Consider the following 21,595-nt stretch of genomic DNA (forward strand, 5'->3'; position numbering starts at 1 on the left):
GCGCACCCTCGACGTCGTGCTCCGCCGCTGAGTTTGTGCTCCGGCGCGGCGGGTACACCGAGCGCGGTGGTGTCCCGTCCGGGTTCGAGCTCAGCTCGTGATCTCCGCGGATCCGGGCAGCCGGACGGGTGCCGCTGCCATGATCGGGTGCCAGCGCGTCGCGTCGAAGATCAGCGTGATCGCTTCGATCTTCCCGTCCCGCAACCGGAAGTGCTCGGCCGTGCGCTGGACGCCCACCGGTGTCGCGGTGTGGACGTCGTAGACGAGTGTCGCCTCCGACTCGCCGTACAGCTCGCTGATCAGCTTTCGAACGAGAAGGTGTCGGCGAGGCAGGAAGCCGCGGCGGTCACGTCGCCGTCGAAGCGCGCGCGGTGGTAGGCCTGCACGGCCTCGCGGGTCGGGTCGGTCATCGGTCCTCCAGGTAGCGGGCGAGGTGCTGGTGGTTCTCGACGAGGCGCAGGCACAGGTGCCGGAGCACCGCCATCTCCTCCGGGGTGAAGCCGCGGAACACCGCGGCCATCGCCGCCTGGGACGGGCGCCGGAAGTCCTCGAGCCAGGTCCGGCCGTCCGGGGTGATCCGGACCAGCACCGAGCGGCGGTCACGCGTGTCGGGGACCCGCTCGGCGAGGCCCGCCCGTTCCAGGGTGTCGACGAGGCCGGTGACGTTGCGCGAGCTGACCCCGGCGGACGCGGCCAGGTCTTTGACGTTGGTGCCGGCTTCGCGGCCGGCGACGCGGATGAGGATGTCGAGCGCGCCGGGGCTGAGGCCGCGGTTGTCGGTGCCCCGGGAGCGCAGCTGGTCGAGGGCGCGCGCGGCCGTGCGCACGGCCGCGGCCGCCTCCAGCGCGCCGGTGTCGCCGTCGACGGCGAAGCCCGCCAGCGCCGCGCGGACACCGGGGGAGAACAGGCGGTCGTCGGCGTCCCGGCCGAACGCCGCGTCGGATACGTCGTTCATAGTGAAGCACTACATTAGTACGTACTTCCGTAATTGGGAAGCTCGTTAACCAGGGTTTCAACCGGAGTTAGCCTCTGTCGTGGCACAGGTTCTCGATCAGCGACCCATACTGACCCGGCTCTCCACCACGACACCCCCGGAGTCCCCATGACGGACGTCAATCGTCGGCGCTTCCTGCAGCTGGCCGGCGGCACGGCTGCCCTTTCCGCACTGTCCACCAGCATCGCCCGCGCGGCGGAGATCCCGGCGTACCGGCACAGCGGGACGGTTCGGGACATCGAGCACATCGTGGTCCTGATGCAGGAGAACCGGTCGTTCGACCACTACTTCGGCACGCTGCGCGGCGTGCGCGGCTACGGCGACCCGCGGCCGGCGACCCTGGCGAACGGCAAATCGGTCTGGGCGCAGTCGGACGGCAAGCGCGACATCTACCCCTTCCGTCCCGAAGCGGACAACCTCGGCCTGCAGTTCATCCAGGACCTCCCGCACGGCTGGAACGACACGCACGCGGCGTGGAACGGCGGCAAGTACGACAAGTGGGTGCCCGCCAAGGGATCGACCACCATGGCGTACCTGACGCGCGAGGACATCCCGTTCCACTACGCGCTGGCCGACGCGTTCACGATCTGCGACGCCTACCACTGCTCGTTCATGGGCTCGACCGACCCGAACCGCTACTACATGTGGACGGGCTACACCGGCAACGACGGGCAGGGCGGCGGCCCGGTGCTCGGCAACGACGAAAAGGGCTACTCCTGGACGACCTACCCCGAGCGGCTCGAGAAGGCCGGGGTCTCGTGGAAGATCTACCAGGACATCGGCGACGGCCTCGACGCCGCCGGCGGCTGGGGCTGGATCGACGACGCCTACCGCGGCAACTACGGCGACAACTCGTTGCTGTACTTCAACTCCTACCGCAACGCCAAGCCCGGCGACGCGCTGTACGAGAAGGCCCGCACCGGCACGAACGCCAAGGCGGGCGAGGGCTACTTCGACCGGCTGCGCGCCGACGTCAAGGCGGGGAAGCTGCCGCAGGTTTCGTGGATCACCGCGCCGGAAGCGTTCTGCGAGCACCCGAACTGGCCGGTGAACTACGGCGCCTGGTACATCGCGCAGGTGCTCGACGCGCTCACGGCGAACCCGGAGGTGTGGAGCAAGACCGCGCTGTTCATCACCTACGACGAGAACGACGGCTTCTTCGACCACGTCGTCCCGCCGTACGCGACCGCCGGTCAGTCTACAGTGGACACGACGGGCGAGATCTTCGCCGGCTCGGCGTCGAACCCCGCCGGCCCCTACGGGCTCGGCCAGCGCGTGCCGATGCTCGTGGTGTCGCCGTGGAGCAAGGGTGGCTACGTGTGCTCGGAGACGTTCGACCACACGTCGATCATCCGGTTCATCGAACGGCGCTTCGGCGTCCACGAGCCGAACATCTCGCCCTGGCGGCGCTCGGTGTGCGGCGACCTGACCTCGGCGTTCGACTTCTCCCGCACCGACCCGCGGGTGCCCGCCCTGCCGGACACCGCGGGCTACGAGCCGCCGGACCGCGACCGGCACCCGGACTACGTCCCCGCCGTCCCGGCGACCAACGCGCTGCCCAAGCAGGAACGCGGCTCGCGCCCGGCCCGGGCCCTCCCGTACGACCTGTCGGCCGACGCCCGGCTGACCGGCGGCGGCCTGGCGGTGACGTTCGCCAGCCACGGCCGCGCGGGCGCGGCGTTCTACGTGGTCTCGCCGTCGGGGGAGCCGCGGACGTACACCGCGGGTGCGGGCCAGTCCCTCACGGCCACCCTGCCGGCGGCGGGCGCGTACGACTACACGGCTTACGGGCCGAGCGGTTTCGTCCGCCAGTTCCGCGGCGGCGCGGCGGGCCCCGAGGTCGCGGTCCGCTGCGGCGACGGTGACCTGACCCTGGTCCTGACCAACCCCGGTACGACGCCGGTGCGGCTGACGGTGAAGGACGCCTACGGCCGTCGTGCGGTGACCCGCCTGGTGCGGCCGGGCGCGAAGGTCGTCGAGACGATCGGGATCCGGCGGAGCGGGAACTGGTACGACGTTTCGGTGACCTCGGACGCGGATCCGAAGTTCCTGCGCCGGTTGGCGGGCCACGTCGAGACGGGGCGGCCGAGCACGAGCGACCCGGCGATCCTGACGGAGTGAGCTTGCCGTGAGGGGGCCTGCAACATGACCTCCGGACCTGGGCTCGCGGCGGAAACCATCCCTCGCCGCTGAAGTCACGAACCACCGCGAAAACCCGGTCGGCTCCGCGCCGGCCGGGTTTTCGCATGTCAGCGGCCCTTGCGGATCATATCGAAAATTATATACGATCCTGCCCACGGTCAGCGGACACCAAAGGAGCCGTCATGCGACTGTTCGGAAGCATCGATCGGGAGCACCGCCGGGTGGTTCTCGCGGCGATGGCCGGGACCACCATCGAGTGGTACGACTTCTTCATCTACGCCATCTCGGCCGGGCTCGTCTTCGCCACCCAGTACTTCGCCGCGCTGGGGAAGGACGCGCTGCTGCTGTCCTTCGCGACGGTCGGGATCAGCTTCTTCTTCCGGCCCATCGGCGCCGTGGTCGCCGGGCACCTCGGGGACCGGTTCGGGCGGCGGGCGCTGCTGATCGCCACGCTGCTGCTGATGGGTGTCTCGACCGTGCTGATCGGCCTGGTCCCCGGCGCCGGCTCGATCGGGACCGCGGCCCCCGTGCTGCTGGTCGTGCTGCGGATCGTGCAGGGGCTCTCGGCCGGCGGGGAGTGGGGTGGTGCGGCGCTGCTCGCCGTCGAGCACGCGCCCGCCGACCGGCGGGGGCTCTACGGTGCGTTCCCGCAGATCGGCGTACCGATCGGGCTGCTGCTCGCCAACGGCGCCCTCGCGCTGGCCGCGGCCGTGACGACGCCCGCGCAGTTCCTCGCCTGGGGCTGGCGCATCCCGTTCCTGCTGAGCTTCGTGCTCATCGTCGTGGGTCTGCTGATCCGCGGCCGCGTCGCGGAAAGTCCCGTGTTCGAAGAGGTGCGCCGCACGCGCAGCCGGTCGAGCCTGCCGCTGGTGCCGCTGGTCCGGCACCACGGGGTGCTGGTCCTGCTCGGCGCGGTGCTGTTCGCCGCGAACAACGCCGTCGGGTACATGACGACCGGCGGGTACGTCCAGTCCTACGCGGTCAAGACGCTGCACCTGGACCGGTCCACGGTGCTGGCCGCGGTCATGGTGTCGGCGGTCGCCTGGCTGGTCAGCACGCTCGTCGGCGGGCACCTCGCGGACCGCGTCGGGCGGATCAAGGTGTACCGCATCGGGTTCGCCGTCCAGCTGCTGTGGATGGTGCCGTTCTTCGCGCTGCTCGACACCGCGAACGTGGGCCTGCTCGTGCTCGCGCTGGTGCTGTTCTCCGTCGGCCTCGGGCTCACCTACGGCCCGCAGGCCGCGCTGTACGCGGAGATGTACCCGACGCGGGTCCGCTACAGCGGCGCGGCGATCTCCTACGCCCTCGGCGCCGTCCTGGGCGGGGCGTTCGCGCCGACGATCGCGGAAGCCCTGCAGTCGAGCACCGGGACCGTCTACTCGGTGTGCGCCTACCTCGCGGGGATGACGCTGCTGGGCCTGCTGGCGACCTTCTTCGTCCGCGACCGGCGGGGCGTTCCCCTCCGGACGGCCGAAGTGCCGGCGGAGTCCCGCGCCACCGACCCGACCGGGTAAAGCCGGGGCCCGCGAATTGCGGGGCCCGGGGCCGGGTGGGAGCGTCGGGGGACCGACTGTTTTCCCACCACGGAACCAGGAGCTCGGATGACCACCACCGAAATGCCCGCCGTCCACGAATGCACCGTCAGCGGTTGCTCCTACAACCACGACGGCTGCCACGCGTTCGCCATCACCGTCGGCGGGGACAACGGGTCCGCCGACTGCGGCACGTTCGTCCCGCTGAACACGAAGGGCGGCCTCGACCGCGTCGTCGCGCAGGTCGGCGCGTGCTCCCGCGCGGACTGCCGGCACAACTCGGCGCTGGAGTGCACCGCGCCCAGCGTCCGCGTCGGGGCCGGCCAGGGCGGGCACGCGGCGAACTGCCTGACCTACGAGCCGTAACGGGCCCGGCCGGCGGGCACGAATTCCAGTGCCGTCCGGCCGTCCGACACCGGGCTCGTGCCGCGCGGCTCGAGACCGCTTTCGGCGGCCAGCGCGGTGAGTTCGCCGACCGTCCGTTCGCGGCCGCCGAAGCACATCAGCATGAACAGGTCGATGGCCGTGTCCGCGCCCTGGCCGCGCACCGGCTCGACGACCACCACGGTGGCGCCCTGGCCGGCCGCCCGGCGGCAGTTTTCCAGGATGCGGCGGGCGTGGGCGTCGTCCCAGTCGTGCAGGATGTCCGACAGCAGGTACGCGTCCGCGCCGGTGGGCAGCGGGTCGAAGAAGCTGCCGGGCACCGCGCCGGCGCGGTCCGAGAGCCCGGCCGCGGCGAACCGCTCCGCCGCGGCGGTGGCCGACGGCGCCAGGTCCAGCACCTCACCGCGGACGCCGGGGTGGACCCGCAAGATCGCCTCGAGCAGGGTGCCCGCCCCGCCGCCGACGTCCAGGATCCGCGGGAAGCGGCCCCAGTCGAAGCGCTCGGCGATCTGCGGGGCCTGCACCTGGAAGCGCCAGCGCATCTGCGCGTCGAACGAGCTCCGCAGGGCCGGCTCGGCGTCGATGTCCGCCCAGAAGTCCCGGCCGTAACGGCGGACGTAGGCGGGCTCGCCGGTGGTGATCGTCCCCAGCAGGTCCGCGAACGCCAGTTCGGCGCGCCCGCCCGCGCTGCCGATGTCCAGCAGCGGCTTCACGCCCTCCGGCGCGTCTTCCCGCAGCTGGGCGCCGAGTTCGGTGGGCCGGTACCCGCCCGGCGCGGCTTCGAAGACGCCGACCGCCACCAGGTGGTCGAGCAGGCAGCGCAGGGCCGGGGCCGAGGTGCCGGTCTCCGCGGCGAGCTGCTCGGCGGTCGCGCCCGCGTCGCCCGCGCGTTCGGCCAGGCTGAGCGTCGCCGCCACCCGGATCGCCATCGGGGTGGCCAGGCCGGCCATCGCGAGGATGTTCACCAGGCCCAGGCTAGCGCGTGTCATCATGTCGCTGAACCGAACGGAAGGCGGGGCGAGTGGACGCTTTACCGAACGGCGGTGACCCGTCGATCCGGGACATGCTCGCGGTCAACCTGCGCGCGGCCCGGGCGGCGCGCGAGCTGTCGCTGTCGGAGCTGTCGCGGCGTTCGGGCATCGGCAAGGCGACGCTCTCGCAGCTCGAAGCGGGCACCGGCAACCCGACCATCGAGACGGTCTTCAGCCTGTCCCGCGCCCTCGAGGTGGCGATCTCCGACCTGCTCGACCACCGGCCGCGCGGCGGGCTGACCGTCGTCCGCGGCGCCGACGTCGAGGTGCTCCGCGGCGAGGGTGTCGACCTGCGGCCGCTGCGCCGGATCGAGGCCGAGAACAGCGTCTTCGAGGTCTACGACCAGGTCGTGCGGGGCGACGCGCCCCAGCGTTCGCAAGGGCACGTCGGCGTCGAGCACACCGTCGTGCAGACCGGCGGGCTGCGGGTCGAGGTGGCCGGCCGGGTCGTCGACCTCGGGCCGGGGGACTACGTCGCGTTCGACGCCCGCGAGCCGCACAGCTACACCGCGCTGGCCGCCCCGGTGCACTCCGTCCTGCTGCTGCAGTACCGCGCGGACGAGCGGCTCGACGGCCGCCCGCACCCCGTGCTGCCGGATTGACAGCGTTCCGACGGCGGACCTACGCTCCGATCGTTCGCTTTACCGAACGCTGGAGGGTCGATGAACCGAACGCGGGTGGTGGTGATCGGCGCCGGGATCGTCGGTGCGGCGTGTGCCAGGGAGCTCCGCCTGGCCGGCTTCGACGTCCTCGTCGTCGACCGCGGCCGGCCCGCTGGCGGCACCACCTCGCACGGTGAAGGCAACCTCCTCGTCTCGGACAAGGGACCGGGCGCGGAACTCGCGCTCGCGCGGCTTTCGAACCGGTTGTGGCCGCGGCTCGTCGAAGAACTCACCGCCGAAGACCCGCGCGCGGCGGCCGCGGTGGAGTTCGACCCCAAGGGCGGCATCGTCGTCGCCACCACCGAGGCCGGTGCCCGCGCGCTCACCGCTTTCGCCGCCGCGCAGGCCGCCGCCGGGGTGCGCACCGAGCGGCTGTCCGCGGCGGACGTCGCGGCGGCCGAGCCGGCGCTCACCCGCGAGGTGACCGCCGCCGTCCGCTACCCCGAAGACGCGCAGGTGCAGCCGGCCGGCGCCGCGCTGGCCCTGCTCGGCTCGGCGCTCGCCCACGGCGCCCGGCTGCGCGCGGACACCGAGGTGACCGGCGCCCGCGTCGAAGGCGGCCGGCTGACCGGGGTCCGCGTACCCGGCGAAGTCCTCGACGCGGACGTCGTCGTGAACGCGGCGGGCCCGTGGGCCGGCGAGGTGTCGGCGCGGCTCGGTGCCCCGGTCGCGGTCCGGCCGCGTCGCGGGGAGGTGCTGGTGACCACCCCGATGCCCGGCGTGGTGCGGCACAAGGTCTACGACGCCGACTACGTCGGTGCGGTCGGCACCGGCAGCGGCGACCTGCAGACCTCCGCGGTGGTCGAGTCGACACGCGGCGGCACCGTGCTGATCGGCTCGTCGCGCCGCCGGGTGGGCTTCGACGACGCGATCCGGCCGGAAGTGCTCGGCGCCATCGCGGCCAAGGCCGTCCGGTTGTTCCCCGCCCTCGCCGACGCGGCGGTGATGCGGGCCTACGGCGGGTTCCGGCCCTATGTGGACGATCACCTGCCGGTGCTGGGCGAGGATCCCCGGCTCGGAAACCTTTGGCACGCAACGGGACACGAAGGGGCGGGTATCGGCCTGAGTGTCGGCACCGCGCGGCTGCTGCGGGAGCTGCTCACCGGGCAAACGCCGTCGATGCCGGTCGAAGAGTTCACCGTGGACCGTCCGGCGGTGGTCGCGTGAGCATCGAAATCACCGTCGACGGCGAACGCGTGCGGGGCGTCGAAGGCCAGACCGTGGCGGCCGTCCTGCTGGCGGCCGGGCGGCGGTCCTGGCGCACCACGCGGTCCGGCGCGCCGCGCGGCGTGTTCTGCGGGATCGGCGCCTGCTTCGACTGCCTGCTGACCGTGAACGGCGTACCCGACGTCCGCGCCTGCCGCCGCCGCGCCGCGGACGGCGACGAAATCCGGACCCAGTCCCGGGAGGACGCGTGACGCGGGTGGTCGTCGTCGGCGCCGGGCCCGCCGGGCTCGCGGCCGCCGAACACGCGGTGCGCGCCGGTGCCGACGTCACGCTGCTGGACCAGTCCGACGCGCCGGGCGGGCAGTACCACCGGCAGCCGCCGGGGATGCCGCACGGCTTCGACGCGGTGCTGAGCCGGTGCTCGTGGTGGCCGGAAAGCACGGTGTGGGCGGTCGACGGCAAACGCTTGCACGTCCTGCGCGGCCCGGCCGACGGCGCCGGGCGGGAGCGGCACGTCCTCGAGCCCGACGCGCTGGTCCTCGCCACCGGCGCGCACGACCGCACGCTGCCGTTCCCGGGCTGGCAGCTGCCCGGCGTCTTCACCGCGGGCGCCGCGCAGGCGCTGGCCAAGGGGGAGCGGGTGGCCGTCGGCAGGCGGGTGCTGGTCGCCGGGGCCGGGCCGTTCCTGCTGCCCGTCGCCGAGTCGCTCTTGGCTGCCGGCGCCGGCGTTCTCGCCGTCCTGGAAGCGAACCCGGCGTCGACCGTCCGGAAAGGATGGTCGTGGCGGGACGCGCGCAAGGCGGGGGAGCTGGCCCGGTACGCGGCCGCGCTGGCCCGCCACCGGGTGCCGTACCACCTGGGCCGGACCGTCGTCGAAGCCCGCGGGGACGACCGCGTGCGGGAGGCGGTCACCGCCCGCCTGCGCGCGGACTGGTCGGTCGTGCCCGGCACCGAACGGACCTACGAGGTCGACGCGGTCTGCGTCGGGCACGGGTTCGCGCCGCAGCCGGACCTGGCCGTCGCGGCCGGGTGCGCGCTCGACGGCGGTTTCGTCCGGGTCGGCGAGGACCAGGGCACGAGCGTTACCGGGGTGTTCGCAGCGGGCGAGCTGACCGGCATCGGCGGCGCGGACGCCGCGGCGGCCGAAGGCGCTGTCGCCGGGTGCGCCGCCGCCGGGGGCGTGCCGGACCGCGCGCTGCTGCGCGAGCGGGACCGCACGCGCGCGTTCGCCGATCGGCTGGCCGCCGCCCACCCGATCGGCGCGGCCTGGCCGGGCTGGCTGCGCGAGGACACGATCGTCTGCCGGTGCGAGGAAACGACAGCCGGCGAACTGAAACGCGCGGTCCGCGATCCCGCCGCGCCGGGTCCGCACGCGCTCAAGCTCGGCACCCGCGCCGGCCTCGGCCCCTGCCAGGGCCGGATGTGCGGCGCCGCGGTCAGCGCGCTGTGCGGCACCGCCGAACGCCACCACCGTCCGATCGCCCAGCCGATCCGCCTGGGCGAGCTCGCCGACGCGAAGGAGAACGAGGCATGAAGACCCGTGACCTCGGGGGCGTGGTCGTCGCCGCCGCCCTGCCGTACCGGGAGGACGACCGCGCGCCCGCCGGGCTGGCCGTCGACTACGACGCCTATGCCGAGCACTGCCGCTGGCTGGTCGAAAACGGCTGCCGCGGGGTCGGCCCGAACGGGTCGCTCGGCGAGTACTCCTCCCTCACCGACGAAGAACGGCGCCGCGTCGCGCGCACCGCGATCGAGGCCGTCGGCGACGACGGGATCGTGGTCGTCGGGGTGCACGGCCCCGGCGCGCACCAGGCCCGGTACTGGGCCGAGGCCGCGGCCGAGGACGGCGCCGACGGCGTCCTGTGCCTGCCGCCGACGCTCTACCGCGCCAACCGCGGCGAGGTGCTCGCGCACTTCGAAGCCGTCGCCTCGGTCGGGCTGCCGGTGATGGTCTACAACAACCCCTTCGACACCAAGGTCGACCTCACCCCGGACCTGCTGGCCGAAATCGCGCGGATCGACAACGTCGTGGCGGTCAAGGAGTTCTCCGGGGACGTCCGGCGCGTGCTGGAAATCCGTGAGCGGGCACCGGAACTGGCCGTGATCAGCGGGGCCGACGACGTCGTCCTGGAGAGCCTGCTGATGGGCGCCACGGGCTGGTTCGCCGGGTTCCCCAACGTCTTCCCGGCCGAGTCGGCGCGGCTGTACGAGCTGGCCACCGCGGGCAAGCTCGACGAAGCGAAGGCGCTGTACGAGCCGCTGGTCGCGGCGTTCCGCTGGGACTCGCGCACCGAGTTCGTGCAGGCGATCAAGCTCGGGATGGACCTGGTCGGCCGCCGCGGCGGCCCGTGCCGGCCACCCCGCGGGCCGCTCTCGGACGTCCACCGCGAGCAGGTCCGCGCCGACATGGGCCGCGCGCTGGCCGCGCTGGGGGTGGCGTAGATGCGGTCCTCGCGCGCGATCACGGCGGTCGATTCGCACACCGAAGGCATGCCGACGCGGGTGGTGACCGGCGGCGTCGCTTCGATCCCCGGTGCCACGATGGCCGAGCGGCGGCGGTACTTCATGGCCGAGCTGGACCACATCCGGCAGTTCCTGATGCACGAGCCGCGCGGCCACTCCGCGATGAGCGGCGCGATCCTGCAGCCGCCCTGCCGCGCCGACGCCGACTGGGGCGTGGTGTACATCGAGGTCTCGGGCTGCCTGCCGATGTGCGGCCACGGCACGATCGGCGTCGCGACGGTGCTGGTGGAGACCGGCATGGTCGAGGTGACCGAGCCGGTGACCGTGGTGCGCCTGGACACCCCGGCCGGGCTGGTGCACGCCGAGGTGACCGTCCGCGACGGGCGCGCCGAACGGGTCAAGCTGCGCAACGTCGCGTCGTTCCTCGCCGAGCGCGACGCCGTGGTTTCCGTGCCGGGCCTGGGCGAGGTCCGCTACGACTTGGCCTACGGCGGCAACTTCTACGCCATCCTCGAACTGTCCCAAGTGGACATCCCGTTCGACCGGGCCGAGAAGGACCGGATCCTGGGCGCGGGCCTGGACATCATGGCCGCGATCAACGATCAGCGGCCGCCGAAGCACCCCGAGGACCCGCTGATCGGCGGCTGCAAGCACGTCCAGTTCCTGGCGCCGGGCTCGGACGCGCGGGCGTCGCAAAACGCGATGGCCATCCACCCGGGCTGGTTCGACCGCTCGCCGTGCGGCACCGGCACGTCCGCCCGGATGGCGCAGCTGCACGCCCGCGGCGAGCTGCCGCTGCACACGCCGTTCGAGAACAGCTCGTTCATCGGCACGACGTTCACCGGCGAACTGGTGGGGGAGACCGAGGTGGGCGGGGTGCCGGCGGTGATCCCGGAGTTCTCGGGCCGGGCGTGGATCACCGGCACCGCCACCTACCTGCTGGACCCGGCGGACCCGTTCCCGGCGGGCTTCGTGCTCTAAGCGGCGAGCTGGTCGTCGTCCCGGGCGGCTCGCCGGGCGCCGCGCAGGACGCGCAGCGCCAGGCGGGGCCGCATCAGGGCCTGCGGTGGGTCGATCAGGCCGGCGACGCGCATGAAGGCGTTCGTCACCTCGGCATCGCGCGTCGCCGCGGACTGGACGCGGGCGACGTAGGCGTTGCCGAGGTGCGTCTTGACGCTGCGGCGGCCGGTCACGCCCGGGAACGCCAGGTCGCCGCCGGCCGCGATCTCCCACGGGGCGTCGATCACGCGGGCCGCGTCGGCGAAGAACCGGGCCGGGCGGAGCGTGCCGCCCAGGTGCTGCCGCAGGGTCCGGGCCTGCAACGCCGCCGCGGTCATGCCCTGGCCGTACACCGGGTTGAAGACGCAGAACGCGTCGCCGACGACGAGGAAGCCGTCCGGGACTCGGGGCAGCAGCTCGTAGTGGCGCCGCGTGCTCGCCGGGAAGCGGAAGCAGACCGGTTCGGTCAGCGGTTCCGCGTCCGCGATGGCGTCGTGGACGTCCGGCACGGGCAGGGACTTCGCGTACGCCAGGAACCCTTCGGGGTCCGTCGGCGGGTGGTCGCCCAGCAGCCCGGTGAGCGACAGCAGGCACTCGTCGCCGCCGAGGGTGTGGAAGAACGCCCCGCGCGGGTGGCCCGGGGTGGCGATCACGTTGATCGACTGCTCGTCGGTGAACGGGTTCGTGCGCAGCCGGTAGCGGCGGCTCGTGTACGCCAGGTCGACCTTGACGCGCTCCACGGGCACGTCCGGGTAGCCCAGCGCGCTCAGCCACTTCGGTGCCCGCGAACCGCGGCCGGTGGCGTCGACGACGAGGGCGGCGTCGAGGCGCCGTGGGGTGCTGCCTCCGGTGCGCTCCTGGACGTGGACCCCGGTCACCCGGCTCCCGTCCGCGGTCGCCGCCAGGCCGGCGATGTCGTGGCCCGTCAGGAACCGCACGTTCGGCAGCGCGGCGACCCGTGCCCGAACGTGGTGCTCCAGCACCGGCCGGGCGGCGCCGATGATGAGCAGGCCGGTCGGGCCCGGGCGCAGCCGGTGCCCGTCGACGTACCAGCGCATGCGCGCCGAGACGTCGCCGACCGCGACCCCCGCCTCGCGCAGCTCGCCGGTCAGCCCGGGGAACAGCTCCTCCGCGGCCTGCTGCCCGCGGGCCAGCAGGCCGTGGGCGTGCCGGCCCTGGGGCACGCTCTGGCGCACCCCGGGCCCGGTGAACCGGTCGCGGTCCACCACGACCACCTCGCCGTACACCTCGGCGAGGACCCGGGCCGTGAACAGGCCGGCGATGCTTCCGCCGAGGACGACGGCGCGTTCCGCGCTTCCGTTGCTCATCCCGGCACCTCCTCGGGTTCGGGGCCTAGGCGGCTCGGTCCGTGGCGCGGCTGGAGAACCGCGAAGGCTGCGCGAGCTTCTCCAGCTGGGCGACGACGTCGGTCGGGCTCGGGGCGGTCAGCAGGTCGCCGTAGAGGCGGTCCGCGCCGTGGCGGAAGGACTCGTCGGTGAGCACCCGGGTCACCTGGGCGCGGATCTTCTCGACCGACGGGCGGCTCAGGTCGATCACGTCGCCGGCGCCCGGGCCGGAGACGAACCCGACGGTGGTGGGCGCGACGACGTACCGGGTGGCCGCGACGCCGCCGTCGAGGGCGACCGCCGTGACGTCCTCCTCGAGGAAGTCCACGACGAGCTGCGGCACGCGCGAGGTCGCGGCGGCGATCGTGGTGCCGAAGCCGCCGTGGTGGATCAGCGCGGAGCAGGTCGGCATCAGCTGGTCGAGCGGGACGTAGTCGACCACCCGCACGTTGTCCGGCACGCGGGGAACCGCGCTGAGCTGCTTCTCGTTGAGCGTCGCGATGACCTCGATGTCAAGTCCGCCCAGCGCTTCCAGCAGGACTTCGACGTACTCCCAGCCGGTGGTCATGTAGCTGCGCATCGACAGCCCGAGCGACAGCGCCACCCGGGGCCGGTCCGGCAGCGGGTAGAGCCAGTCCGGGATGATCTCGGCGTTGGCGTGCGGGATCCACCGCACCGGGACCATCGTCGTGTCGACCGGCCAGTTGATGGCGGCCGGCATCGGGTTCAGCGTCCACTGCCCGAGCATCGTCTCGCGGTCGACCGGGACGCCGTACTTCTCCGCCATCGGCCGGATCGTCTCGGCCAGCGGGTTGTCGACGGCCGGCGCGCCCGGGCGCCCGGTGATCTCCTCGAAGGTGTCCAGGCACCAGCCGACGAAGTCCGGCCCGGTGTAGCGGGCGTGCCGGGCCCCGACCGCCCGCGCGGCCACCCCGGCGCCGGCGAAGCACGGGTCCCAGATGACCAGGTCGGGCCGCCAGCCGCGGAAGAACTCGACGAGCCCGTCCATCGCGGGCAGGTTCGCCGCGTCGCCCTGGTAGGGGTTGAAGTCCCACATGGACGGCAGCAGGAACTGGCTGAAGATGTTCCACCGCTCGCGGGCCGCCTCGGGCAGGTCCAGCGCCGCGGTGATCAGCTCGACCTTGGCCCGTTCCTCGGTGTAGGCGTTGCCCGGCCCCATCGGCACCGGCATCGCGGCCTCGTCGCACACGGGGACGAACGGCAGGCCGGAGTTGGTGGCCATGGTGGCGAGCGCCGGGTGGGACACCACGTAGACCTCGTGCCCGGCGGCGCGCAGCGCCCAGGCGAGCGGGACCATCGGGTACAGGTGGACGGGGTTCGGCCACAAGGCGAACGCAACGCGCATGACTACTCCTTAAATCCTCTTTGTTCCCGATGGTCGCTAAGTCCGATCCGGGGGTCTTCTTCCCGGGTGCGAGACCGCCCTGATCGGGTGCCGCCGAAAGCACTGAGCACCCTCGGAGAAGAAAACCGTGCGCGGATCGGTCATGATCGCTGGCGAAAGTGGGACAAATGCGACTCTTGCCTCGAACCGGGCTGTGAGGAGGACTGCCGGATGACTGCGGAAGCGCCGGAAGGCAAGGTGATCAGTGGGTACGACGCCCCCGCACCGAGCTGGGAGCTGGTGGAAAAGGGCCTCGTGCACGGGAACTCCACGTACTGGCTCTCGACCGTGCGCCCGGACGGGCGGCCGCACGTCATGCCGCTGTTCGGCGTCTGGGACGGCGGCTCGATGTACTTCACGTCGAACCCCGCGAAGCGCAAGGCGAAGAACCTCGCGGAGAACCCGCACTGCGTCATCACGGCCACCAGCGACGACCTCGACATCGTCATCGAGGGCACGGCCGCGAAGGTGACCGACGAGGCCGAGCTGCGGCGGGTCGCCGAGCTGTACCACGACAAGTACGGCTGGCCGCTCACCGTCGTGGACGGCGCGTACGAGGCGCCCTTCGGCGCGCCCACCGCGGGGCCGCCCCCTTACGAACTCTACGAAGTCACCGTCGGGACCGTGTTCGGCCTGGGCACTTCGGAGCCCTTCGGCTCGGCTCGCTGGCGCTTCGGGACGGAGGAGTCATGACCGACGACGACCGCGGCTGGGCCGACATCCACGGCTCCTGGGGTGACGCCCACGCCGAGCTGTACGACCTGGTCTTCACCAGCCGCGGCAAGAACTACGAAAACGAAGCCGACGACATCACCCGGATCATCCGGTCGCGGCGGCCGGCCGCGGAGAGCCTGCTGGACGTCGCCTGCGGGACGGGCGCCCACCTGGGCCGCTTCGGCAAGGCGTTCGACCACACCGAAGGCGTCGAACTCGCCGACGCCATGCGCTCGGTCGCGCGGCGCCGGCTGCCCGGCGTCTCGGTGCACCCCGGCGACATGCGCACCTTCGACCTCGGCCGCACCTTCGACGCCGTCGTCTGCCTGGGCAACGCGATCGCGTGCGTCGAAACCGTCGCCGACCTGCGGCTCGCCGTCGACCGGCTGGTGCGGCACCTGGAACCGGGTGGCGTGCTGGTGGTCGAGCCCGGCTGGTTCCCCGAGCAGTTCCTCGACGGGTACGTCGGCGGGCACCTGGTCGAAGAGGAGCGGCGGATCGTCTCGCGCGTCACGCACTCCACCCGCCAGGGCGACAGCGCCCGGGTGGAGATCAAGTTCGTCGTCGCCCAGCCGGACGGCATCCGGGAGTGGACGGACGTCTTCCTGATGCGGCTGTTCACCCGCGACGAGTACGTGAGCGCCTTCGAGGACGCCGGCTGCGCGGTCGAGTTCGCCGACATCCCGTGGCGGCTCGGCGAACGCCCGCACAACGCGCCGGGCCTGTTCATCGCCGTGCGCAAGGATTCCTGACCGCCGGGCGGACGGCCGGACCCGACGAGGCCCGGCCGTCCGGTCAGGCCGCCCGCACCTGCCCGCCGGTGCACGCTTCCCGGATGATGCCGCAGATCCCCGCGATCTCGGCCGGCCCGACGGCCGTCCCGGTCGGCAGCGAAAGCACCCGGTCGCACAACGCTTCCGTGCGCGGCAACGGCAACGGCGTGTGCAGCGCGGGGTGGTCGCGGTAGGGCGGGATCTGGTGGCAGCCGGGGTGGAAGTAGCGCCGGGCCAGCACGTTGTGCCGGGCCAGGGCGCCGAGCACGGTGTCGCGATCGGCGCCGGCGACCGCGCCGTCGACCTCGATGACGATGTACTGGTGGTTCGCGCGCTCCCCGGGAGCCGGCTCGTGCAGGCGCACGCCGTCGAGGCCCGCCAGGCCCGAGCGGTACAACCGGTGGTTGCGCCGGTTCGCGGAGATGATCGTCTCCATCGCGTCGAGGGAGGTCAGCCCCATCGCGGCGGACGCCTCGGTCATCCGCCCGTTGATGCCGCACACCACCTGGTCCCGCTCGTCGTTCATCCCCAGGTTGCGCATGGCGCGGGCGCGCTCGGCGAGCTCGTCGTCGTCGGTGACGATGGCCCCGCCTTCGAAGCTGTTCAGGTACTTCGTCGCGTGGAAGCTGAACACCTCGGCGACACCGAAGCCGCCGATCGGCCGGCCGCGGTAGGTGCAGCCGACCGCCTGGGCGGCGTCCAGGATGAGCGGCAGGCCGTGCCGCTCGGCGAGCGCGGCCAGCCGGTCGATCTCGCACGGCCTGCCGAACACGTGCACGCCGACGATCGCGCGGGTCCGCGGCCCGATGAGGCGGGCGACGTGGCCGGGGTCCGCGTTGGCGGTGCCGTCGACGTCGCAGAACACCGGCGTGGCGCCGATCCAGTGCAGTGCGTGCGCCGTCGCGGGCGAGGTGAAGGAGGGCACGACGACCTCGTCGCCCGGCGCGATCCCGGCCGCCTTCGCCGCGATCTGGATGCCCACCGTCGCATTGCCCACCGGGACGCAGTGCCGGGTGCCGGCCAGCGCGGCGACCCGCGCCTCGAATTCCCGCACCAGCGGGCCGTTGTTGGCCAGCCAGTGCCGGTCCAGTGCGCCGCCGAGCCGGTCGAGGAACTTGCTCCGGTCGCCGATGTTCGGCCGCCCGACGTGCAGCGGCGTGCTGAACCGCGGCGGTGACCCTGTCATCTGCACTCCTTCCCGCCGGCCACGTGCACCGGAAGGCCGTCTAAATCCTGTTGATGGCGATCTGCCCGTTTTGTGCGCAATAATCCTGCCTCAGGTCTTCGCGTTCATCGCCGGTCGGGAAGAGGGTGGGCACATTGGGAGAGGTTCAAGACGCCAGGGAACTGGCCGTGCCGGGCGCGTTCGAGTTCGGCCCGCGGGTGTTCCCGGACGAGCGGGGCCTGTTCGTGTGCCCCTTCCAGGAAGCGGCTTTCGTCAAGGCGGTCGGCCACCCGCTGAAGGTGGCTCAGCTGAACCACAGCCGGTCCCGGCGCGGCACGATCCGGGGCCTGCACTACGCCGACGTGCCACCCGGCCAGGCGAAGTACGTCTACTGCTCGCGAGGGGCGCTGCTGGACGTGGTCGCCGACATCCGCGTCGGCTCCCCGACGTTCGGCGTGGTGGACGCGGTGCGCCTCGACCCGCTCGAGTTCCGCGCGGTGTACGTGCCGGAGGGGCTCGGCCACGCGATCATGGCCCTCGAAGACGACACCGTGCTGTCCTACCTGTGCACGACCGAGTACGACGCGGGCCGCGAGCACGGCCTCGACCCGCTCGACCCGGAACTGGGCCTGCCGTGGCCGTCGGACGTCGAGCCGCTGCTGTCGCCCAAGGACCGCGCGGCGCCCCGGCTGGCCGAGGCGCTGGCGGCGGGGCTGCTGCCGCGGTACGGGGAATGCGTGGCGCACTACCGGCGGCTGCGGGAAAACCGGGTGCCCGCCGATTCGACATCGGCGCACTGAATTACGAAGGTAGTGTCGAAACCGCTTCGGCGCCGCAAACTGCGCATTTTCAAGGATGCCCGCACCGTCGATCGGGTCGAGTGTTGACGGTATATGCCGGACGCATGAAGGGTTTCTCATGACAACGAACAGCTCGACCCACTCCGGTGAGCGGGCGGGCAGGCGGGAGTGGGTCGGCCTGGCCGTCCTCACCCTTCCGACCCTGCTGCTGGCGCTGGACATGAGCGTATTGCTGCTGGCGATTCCGCACGTGACCGCGGATTTGCACCCGAGCAGTTCGCAAATGCTGTGGATCATCGACATCTACGGGTTCACCATCGCCGGACTGCTGGTCACGAGCGGGAACCTCGGCGACCGCATCGGGCACCGGAAACTGCTGATGATCGGCGCGACGCTGTTCAGCGCGGCGTCGGCCGTGGCCGCGTTTTCGACCAGCGCGACGATGCTCATCATCGCGCGTGCGGCGCTCGGGATCGCCGGGTCCACTTTGGTCCCGACCGAGATGGCCCTGATCAGCAACATGTTCCGCGACGCGAAGCAGCGCGGCATGGCGCTCAGCATCTGGACGAGCTGCTTCATGGTCGGCCTGGCGATCGGCCCGCTGGTCGGCGGCGTGATGCTGTCGGCGTTCTGGTGGGGCTCGGTGTTCCTGCTCGGCCTGCCGGTGATGGTGCTGCTGCTCGTCGCCGCGCCGATCCTGCTGCCGCGGTCCGAACCCGGGACGGGGGCCGGCAGGCTGGACCTGATCAGCGCCGGTCTTTCGCTCGCCGCGGTCCTGCCGGTCATCTACGGCCTCAAGGAACTGGCGCGCGGTGAGTCCGTGCTCGTGCCGACCCTGGTCCTCGTGGTGGGGCTGCTCTTCGGCACGGCGTTCGTCCGCCGCCAGCGCCGGCTCGCCGACCCGCTGCTGGACATCCGGCTGCTCGGCAGGCCCGCCTTCAGCGGCGCGCTCGGCATCCTGCTGCTCGGCGGGTCCACGATCAGCGGCATCCTGCTGCTGTTCAACCAGTACCTGCAGCTGGTGCTCGGCCTCTCGCCGCTGAACTCCGGCCTGTGGCTGATCCCGTACACCGTCGCGATGATGGTCGGGTACATGATCGCGCCGCCGCTGGCGCAGCGGTTCCGCCCGGCGTTCGTCATCGCCGTGGGGATGGCCGTCTCCGCCGCCGGTTTCCTGGTGCTCACCCAGGTTCCGGTGACGAACGGGCTGCCGGTCACGGTGATCGGCACGGTGCTGGCGACCGGTGGGCTCTCCCCGATGGTGGTGCTCGGCATCAACCTGGTGATCGGCTCGGCCCCGCCGGAGAAGGCGGGCGCGGCCGGCGCGATTTCGCAGACCAGCAACGAGCTCGGCATCGCGCTCGGGATCGCCCTGTTCGGCAGCATCGCGACGGCCGCCTACCGCGGGCAGATCGAGGTGCCGGCCGGGGTGCCCTCGGACGTCGCCACCGCGGCCAACGGCGGCATCGCCGAAGGCACGGCGGCCGCGCAGAGCCTGTCCGGCCAGGCCGGCAGCACGCTGCTCACGTCCGTTCGCGAGGCGTTCACGAGCGGGTTCGCCGTCGCGGCGCTGGTCTGCGCGATTCTCATCGCGCTGCTCGCGACGCTCGCGCTGGTGCTGTTCCGCAACGTCCGCCTGGACGGCGAAGCGGCCGCACCGGCCGACGCCGACATCACGCCGGAACCGGTGGAGGCCGAGGAGGCCGCCTAGCCTCCGGAGCGCCGGGAGCGGTGTGCTCCCGGCGCTCCCGGCGTTCACTCGAGGTCGACGGTGGCGAAGGTGCTCATGCCGTAGTTCTTCGCGTACCCGTTCTCGACCCCGACCAGGATCTCGGTGATTTCGAAGTACCGGTCCCAGAACGGGGTTTCGCGCAGGGCCTCGATCACCAGCTGGTAGGACTGGTGGTCGGCGGCCTCCCACACCCAGACGTCGGTGACGCGCGCGGAGTAGAACTCGGTGTCGAAGAACCGCGACCGCACCCCCTTCGCCTTTTCCTTCACGACCGGGAGGATCTCGGTCTCGAACGCGTGCACCCGCTGCGCCACCGTGAGACCGAGCCACTCGGGTGTCGTCTTCACGAGCATGAACGCGGTGACTTCGGCTTCGAAGGACATGACTTCCCCTTTCAGGCGTACGCGCCGGTTTCGATGTCCTCGACCAGGCCCGGCCCGGAGGGCGTCCAGCCGAGCAGCTCGCGCGTGCGGGCGCTCGACGCCGTCATGTCCAGCGCGAAGAACCGGCCGACGAACCCGAAGTGCTCGGCGACCTTTTCGGGCGCCAGCGAGACCACCGGGACGTCGAGCGTGCGCCCGACCGCCTCCGCGATTTCCCGCGCTGTCACGGCTTCCTCCGCGACGGCGTGCAGCTTGGTCCCGGCCGGCGCGCCTTCGAGACCGAGGCGGACGAGCCGGGCCGCGTCGGCGCGGGCGACCGCGGACCACGCCGTGGTGCCGTCGCCGGGGTAGGCCGACACGCCGTGCTCGCGCGCGGCGGCCGTGATCGCGGCCAGGAACCCGTGGTCGCCCGGGCCGTGCACCGACGGGGCGAAGCGGACGCTCAGCACCCGGACGCCCTTCTCCGCGTACTCGAGCGCGAGGTTCTCGGCCCCGCCGCGGTGCGAGTCCGGGCCGACCTCGGGGGAGACGTCGGACTCCGTCGCGGGCCGTCCCCGCACCAGGCCCGAGAGCCCGGCGGCGAGGGCGAACGGCCGGTCCGTGCCCACGAGGGCCTCGGCGAGCGTCTCGACCGCGGCCCGCTCGGCCCGGTTGCTCTCCGCAGGGTTGCCCCAGTCGTGCTTGTTGGCGAGGTGGACGACGGCCTGGGCGTCGAGCGCGGCGTCGCGGAGCCCGGCCAGGTCGTCGAGGTCGCCCCGCCGGACCCGCGCGCCCTTCTTGCCGAGGGCGAGCGCGGCGGCGTCCGAGCGGGCGAGGCCGGTGACCTCGTGCCCGGAGCCGAGGAGCTCGTCGACGACGGCCGAGCCGATCCAGCCGGTCGCGCCGGTGACGAACACGTGCATTCTGCTGCTCCTTCTTCGGAATCTCTGGTCGAGATCGAAGTTAGGAGCCTCGGTAGTACTTGTGCCACGCAACTCTGGCAAGGGCTACTTGCGTCAGGCGCAACTTTTCGCTCAGCGCCCGACTTCGACGTCGTCGAGGATGCCGAGTGCGTCGGGGACGAGTACGGCGGCGGAGTGGTAGGCGCTGACGAGGTAGGAGGTGACGGCCCGGTCGCCGGTGCCCATCAGCCGGACGTTGACGCCGGGCTGGTATTCGTCGGGGAGTTTCTTGGGGCGTAATCCGATCACGCCGGCGTCGTCTTCGCCGGTGCGCATCGCCAGGATCGACGTGGTCCCGGCCTCGGTCACGGGGATTTTGTCGCAGGGGAGGATCGGGACGCCGCGCCAGGCGTTGACCCGTTTCCCGTCGAGGACAACGGTATCCGGGTAAACCCGGTGGGCGGTGCAGGTCCGTCCGAACGCGGCGATGGCGCGGGGGTGGGCGAGGAAGAACTTGGTTTTGCGGCGGCGGCAGAGCAGATCGTCCATGTCCAACGGCGTCGGTGGCCCGCTGCGGGTGGTGAGCCGGTGCTTGAGCCCGGCGTTGTGCAGGAGCCCGAAGTCGGTGTTGTTGATCAGGTCGTGTTCCTGCCGTTCCCGCAGGGCTTCGACGGTCAGCCGCAGTTGCTGGTCGAGTTGGTTGTGGGGGGTGTTGTAGAGGTCGGTGATGCGGTTGTGGGTGTGCAGGACGGTTTGGGCGACGGCGAGTTCGTATTCCCGGGGTGCGGGGTCGTAGTCGACATAGGTGCCCGCGAGGCGGGGTTCGCCGTCGTGCCCGGCGGACAGGTCGATGCTCGCTTCACCCTTGCTGTTCTGCGGTTTCACCGGGCGGGCCGCGGCTTCGGTGAGGTGGGCGCGCAGGGAGTCCAGGCGTCCGTTGAGGCGGGTGTAGGTCGCGGCGGGCAGGACGAGGGCGGTGACGCGGGTGGCGGCGCGGGCGGTGTGGTCCCAGGTGGCGTCGG

General features: G+C 72.3%; 22 protein-coding genes. 13 read left to right on the forward strand and 9 right to left on the reverse strand.

Translation table 11 applies throughout. The features are described from left to right. Positions 1–90: 90 nt before the first annotated feature. Positions 91–237: a hypothetical protein gene (locus EIY87_RS48405; RefSeq protein WP_225439968.1), complete on the reverse strand. Its 147-nt coding sequence runs from the start codon at positions 235–237 to the stop codon at positions 91–93. A gap of 169 nt (positions 238–406) precedes the next feature. Continuing rightward, entirely contained in the window at positions 407–955 is a 549-nt protein-coding gene (locus tag EIY87_RS21390) for a MarR family winged helix-turn-helix transcriptional regulator (protein WP_125310979.1), read from the reverse strand. A 147-nt stretch (positions 956–1,102) separates the two neighbouring features. Here EIY87_RS21390 and EIY87_RS21395 point away from each other — a divergent pair, with 147 nt between their 5' ends. From EIY87_RS21395 to EIY87_RS21405, 3 genes are all read left to right on the forward strand, one after another. Next, the gene (locus tag EIY87_RS21395; RefSeq protein WP_125310981.1) at positions 1,103–3,115 is read left to right on the forward strand and encodes a phosphocholine-specific phospholipase C; all 2,013 of its coding nucleotides are present in this window, start codon (positions 1,103–1,105) and stop codon (positions 3,113–3,115) included. A 203-nt stretch (positions 3,116–3,318) separates the two neighbouring features. After that, positions 3,319–4,650, forward strand: a complete 1,332-nt coding sequence (locus tag EIY87_RS21400; RefSeq protein WP_125310983.1) for an MFS transporter — start codon at positions 3,319–3,321, stop codon at positions 4,648–4,650. Between the two features lie 87 nt (positions 4,651–4,737). After that, positions 4,738–5,034: a DUF1540 domain-containing protein gene (locus EIY87_RS21405; protein WP_125310985.1), complete on the forward strand. Its 297-nt coding sequence runs from the start codon at positions 4,738–4,740 to the stop codon at positions 5,032–5,034. Here the strand turns inward: EIY87_RS21405 and EIY87_RS21410 are convergent. Then, positions 5,022–6,041: a methyltransferase gene (locus tag EIY87_RS21410; RefSeq protein WP_125311015.1), complete on the reverse strand. Its 1,020-nt coding sequence runs from the start codon at positions 6,039–6,041 to the stop codon at positions 5,022–5,024. The two genes, EIY87_RS21405 and EIY87_RS21410, sit on opposite strands and share 13 nt — an antisense overlap. 74 nt (positions 6,042–6,115) lie before the next feature. Between EIY87_RS21410 and EIY87_RS21415 the strand changes: the two genes are divergently transcribed. The 6 genes from EIY87_RS21415 to EIY87_RS21440 are packed head-to-tail and all read left to right on the forward strand — an operon-like array spanning position 6,116 to position 11,356. Beyond that, positions 6,116–6,685, forward strand: a complete 570-nt coding sequence (locus EIY87_RS21415) for a helix-turn-helix domain-containing protein (protein WP_125311017.1) — start codon at positions 6,116–6,118, stop codon at positions 6,683–6,685. A 60-nt stretch (positions 6,686–6,745) separates the two neighbouring features. Further along, positions 6,746–7,912 (forward strand): NAD(P)/FAD-dependent oxidoreductase, encoded by a 1,167-nt coding sequence (locus tag EIY87_RS21420; RefSeq protein ID WP_125310987.1) that lies wholly within the window; start codon positions 6,746–6,748, stop codon positions 7,910–7,912. 2 nt (positions 7,913–7,914) lie between these two features. After that, positions 7,915–8,163 (forward strand): (2Fe-2S)-binding protein, encoded by a 249-nt coding sequence (locus EIY87_RS21425; RefSeq protein WP_225439970.1) that lies wholly within the window; start codon positions 7,915–7,917, stop codon positions 8,161–8,163. Next, positions 8,160–9,446: an FAD/NAD(P)-dependent oxidoreductase gene (locus EIY87_RS21430; protein WP_125310991.1), complete on the forward strand. Its 1,287-nt coding sequence runs from the start codon at positions 8,160–8,162 to the stop codon at positions 9,444–9,446. The genes EIY87_RS21425 and EIY87_RS21430 overlap by 4 nt, the downstream gene beginning before the upstream one ends. Next, a complete protein-coding gene (locus EIY87_RS21435; protein ID WP_125310993.1) occupies positions 9,443–10,354 on the forward strand; it encodes a dihydrodipicolinate synthase family protein in 912 nt (303 codons plus the stop codon). The genes EIY87_RS21430 and EIY87_RS21435 overlap by 4 nt, the downstream gene beginning before the upstream one ends. Next, positions 10,355–11,356, forward strand: a complete 1,002-nt coding sequence (locus tag EIY87_RS21440) for a proline racemase family protein (RefSeq protein ID WP_125310995.1) — start codon at positions 10,355–10,357, stop codon at positions 11,354–11,356. On the opposite strand, the gene EIY87_RS21445 is transcribed toward EIY87_RS21440, so the two are convergent. After that, positions 11,353–12,702 (reverse strand): FAD-dependent oxidoreductase, encoded by a 1,350-nt coding sequence (locus EIY87_RS21445; protein WP_125310997.1) that lies wholly within the window; start codon positions 12,700–12,702, stop codon positions 11,353–11,355. The two genes, EIY87_RS21440 and EIY87_RS21445, sit on opposite strands and share 4 nt — an antisense overlap. Before the next feature lie 25 nt (positions 12,703–12,727). Continuing rightward, positions 12,728–14,086 carry a nucleotide disphospho-sugar-binding domain-containing protein gene (locus tag EIY87_RS21450; RefSeq protein WP_125310999.1) on the reverse strand — a complete coding sequence of 453 codons (1,359 nt, stop codon included), beginning with the start codon at positions 14,084–14,086 and terminating at the stop codon, positions 12,728–12,730. 210 nt (positions 14,087–14,296) lie between these two features. On the opposite strand from EIY87_RS21450, the gene EIY87_RS21455 reads away from it, so the two are divergent. Both EIY87_RS21455 and EIY87_RS21460 read left to right on the forward strand, forming a co-directional pair. Next, positions 14,297–14,818: a pyridoxamine 5'-phosphate oxidase family protein gene (locus EIY87_RS21455; RefSeq protein WP_125311001.1), complete on the forward strand. Its 522-nt coding sequence runs from the start codon at positions 14,297–14,299 to the stop codon at positions 14,816–14,818. Then, complete coding sequence (locus EIY87_RS21460; RefSeq protein WP_125311003.1) at positions 14,815–15,591, forward strand: class I SAM-dependent methyltransferase; 777 nt, start codon at positions 14,815–14,817, stop codon at positions 15,589–15,591. The genes EIY87_RS21455 and EIY87_RS21460 overlap by 4 nt, the downstream gene beginning before the upstream one ends. A 43-nt stretch (positions 15,592–15,634) precedes the next feature. On the opposite strand, the gene EIY87_RS21465 is transcribed toward EIY87_RS21460, so the two are convergent. After that, positions 15,635–16,798, reverse strand: a complete 1,164-nt coding sequence (locus tag EIY87_RS21465) for a DegT/DnrJ/EryC1/StrS family aminotransferase (RefSeq protein ID WP_125311005.1) — start codon at positions 16,796–16,798, stop codon at positions 15,635–15,637. Positions 16,799–16,932: 134 nt separating this feature from the next. Here EIY87_RS21465 and EIY87_RS21470 point away from each other — a divergent pair, with 134 nt between their 5' ends. Together EIY87_RS21470 and EIY87_RS21475 are read left to right on the forward strand one after the other, a co-directional pair. Further along, positions 16,933–17,577, forward strand: coding sequence for a dTDP-4-dehydrorhamnose 3,5-epimerase family protein (locus tag EIY87_RS21470; RefSeq protein WP_125311007.1), 645 nt, complete (start codon positions 16,933–16,935; stop codon positions 17,575–17,577). 118 nt (positions 17,578–17,695) lie between these two features. Continuing rightward, positions 17,696–19,288, forward strand: coding sequence for an MFS transporter (locus EIY87_RS21475; protein ID WP_125311009.1), 1,593 nt, complete (start codon positions 17,696–17,698; stop codon positions 19,286–19,288). Positions 19,289–19,332: 44 nt separating this feature from the next. Here EIY87_RS21475 and EIY87_RS21480 read toward each other — a convergent pair whose 3' ends face one another. The 3 genes from EIY87_RS21480 to EIY87_RS21490 form a co-directional block, all read right to left on the reverse strand. After that, positions 19,333–19,692, reverse strand: a complete 360-nt coding sequence (locus tag EIY87_RS21480) for a darcynin family protein (RefSeq protein ID WP_125311011.1) — start codon at positions 19,690–19,692, stop codon at positions 19,333–19,335. A gap of 11 nt (positions 19,693–19,703) precedes the next feature. Beyond that, positions 19,704–20,594, reverse strand: coding sequence for an SDR family oxidoreductase (locus tag EIY87_RS21485; protein WP_125311013.1), 891 nt, complete (start codon positions 20,592–20,594; stop codon positions 19,704–19,706). 111 nt (positions 20,595–20,705) lie between these two features. Next, the coding region (locus EIY87_RS21490; protein ID WP_263855618.1) for a family 2B encapsulin nanocompartment shell protein at positions 20,706–21,595 on the reverse strand (890 nt) is incomplete at its 5' end.

Origin of the sequence: Amycolatopsis eburnea (genome assembly GCF_003937945.1) — a bacterium.
GTDB lineage: Bacteria > Actinomycetota > Actinomycetes > Mycobacteriales > Pseudonocardiaceae > Amycolatopsis > Amycolatopsis eburnea.

What these genes read in the sequence shown, in the direction of transcription:
- EIY87_RS21390 (WP_125310979.1), bottom strand. Translation starts at nt 955, where the DNA reads ATGAACGACGTATCCGACGCGGCGTTCGGCCGGGACGCCGACGACCGC.
- EIY87_RS21395 (WP_125310981.1), top strand. Translation starts at nt 1,103, where the DNA reads ATGACGGACGTCAATCGTCGGCGCTTCCTGCAGCTGGCCGGCGGCACG.
- EIY87_RS21400 (WP_125310983.1), top strand. Translation starts at nt 3,319, where the DNA reads ATGCGACTGTTCGGAAGCATCGATCGGGAGCACCGCCGGGTGGTTCTC.
- EIY87_RS21405 (WP_125310985.1), top strand. Translation starts at nt 4,738, where the DNA reads ATGACCACCACCGAAATGCCCGCCGTCCACGAATGCACCGTCAGCGGT.
- EIY87_RS21410 (WP_125311015.1), bottom strand. Translation starts at nt 6,041, where the DNA reads ATGACACGCGCTAGCCTGGGCCTGGTGAACATCCTCGCGATGGCCGGC.
- EIY87_RS21415 (WP_125311017.1), top strand. Translation starts at nt 6,116, where the DNA reads ATGCTCGCGGTCAACCTGCGCGCGGCCCGGGCGGCGCGCGAGCTGTCG.
- EIY87_RS21420 (WP_125310987.1), top strand. Translation starts at nt 6,746, where the DNA reads ATGAACCGAACGCGGGTGGTGGTGATCGGCGCCGGGATCGTCGGTGCG.
- EIY87_RS21435 (WP_125310993.1), top strand. Translation starts at nt 9,443, where the DNA reads ATGAAGACCCGTGACCTCGGGGGCGTGGTCGTCGCCGCCGCCCTGCCG.
- EIY87_RS21440 (WP_125310995.1), top strand. Translation starts at nt 10,355, where the DNA reads ATGCGGTCCTCGCGCGCGATCACGGCGGTCGATTCGCACACCGAAGGC.
- EIY87_RS21445 (WP_125310997.1), bottom strand. Translation starts at nt 12,702, where the DNA reads ATGAGCAACGGAAGCGCGGAACGCGCCGTCGTCCTCGGCGGAAGCATC.
- EIY87_RS21450 (WP_125310999.1), bottom strand. Translation starts at nt 14,086, where the DNA reads ATGCGCGTTGCGTTCGCCTTGTGGCCGAACCCCGTCCACCTGTACCCG.
- EIY87_RS21455 (WP_125311001.1), top strand. Translation starts at nt 14,297, where the DNA reads ATGACTGCGGAAGCGCCGGAAGGCAAGGTGATCAGTGGGTACGACGCC.
- EIY87_RS21460 (WP_125311003.1), top strand. Translation starts at nt 14,815, where the DNA reads ATGACCGACGACGACCGCGGCTGGGCCGACATCCACGGCTCCTGGGGT.
- EIY87_RS21465 (WP_125311005.1), bottom strand. Translation starts at nt 16,798, where the DNA reads ATGACAGGGTCACCGCCGCGGTTCAGCACGCCGCTGCACGTCGGGCGG.
- EIY87_RS21475 (WP_125311009.1), top strand. Translation starts at nt 17,696, where the DNA reads ATGACAACGAACAGCTCGACCCACTCCGGTGAGCGGGCGGGCAGGCGG.
- EIY87_RS21480 (WP_125311011.1), bottom strand. Translation starts at nt 19,692, where the DNA reads ATGTCCTTCGAAGCCGAAGTCACCGCGTTCATGCTCGTGAAGACGACA.
- EIY87_RS21485 (WP_125311013.1), bottom strand. Translation starts at nt 20,594, where the DNA reads ATGCACGTGTTCGTCACCGGCGCGACCGGCTGGATCGGCTCGGCCGTC.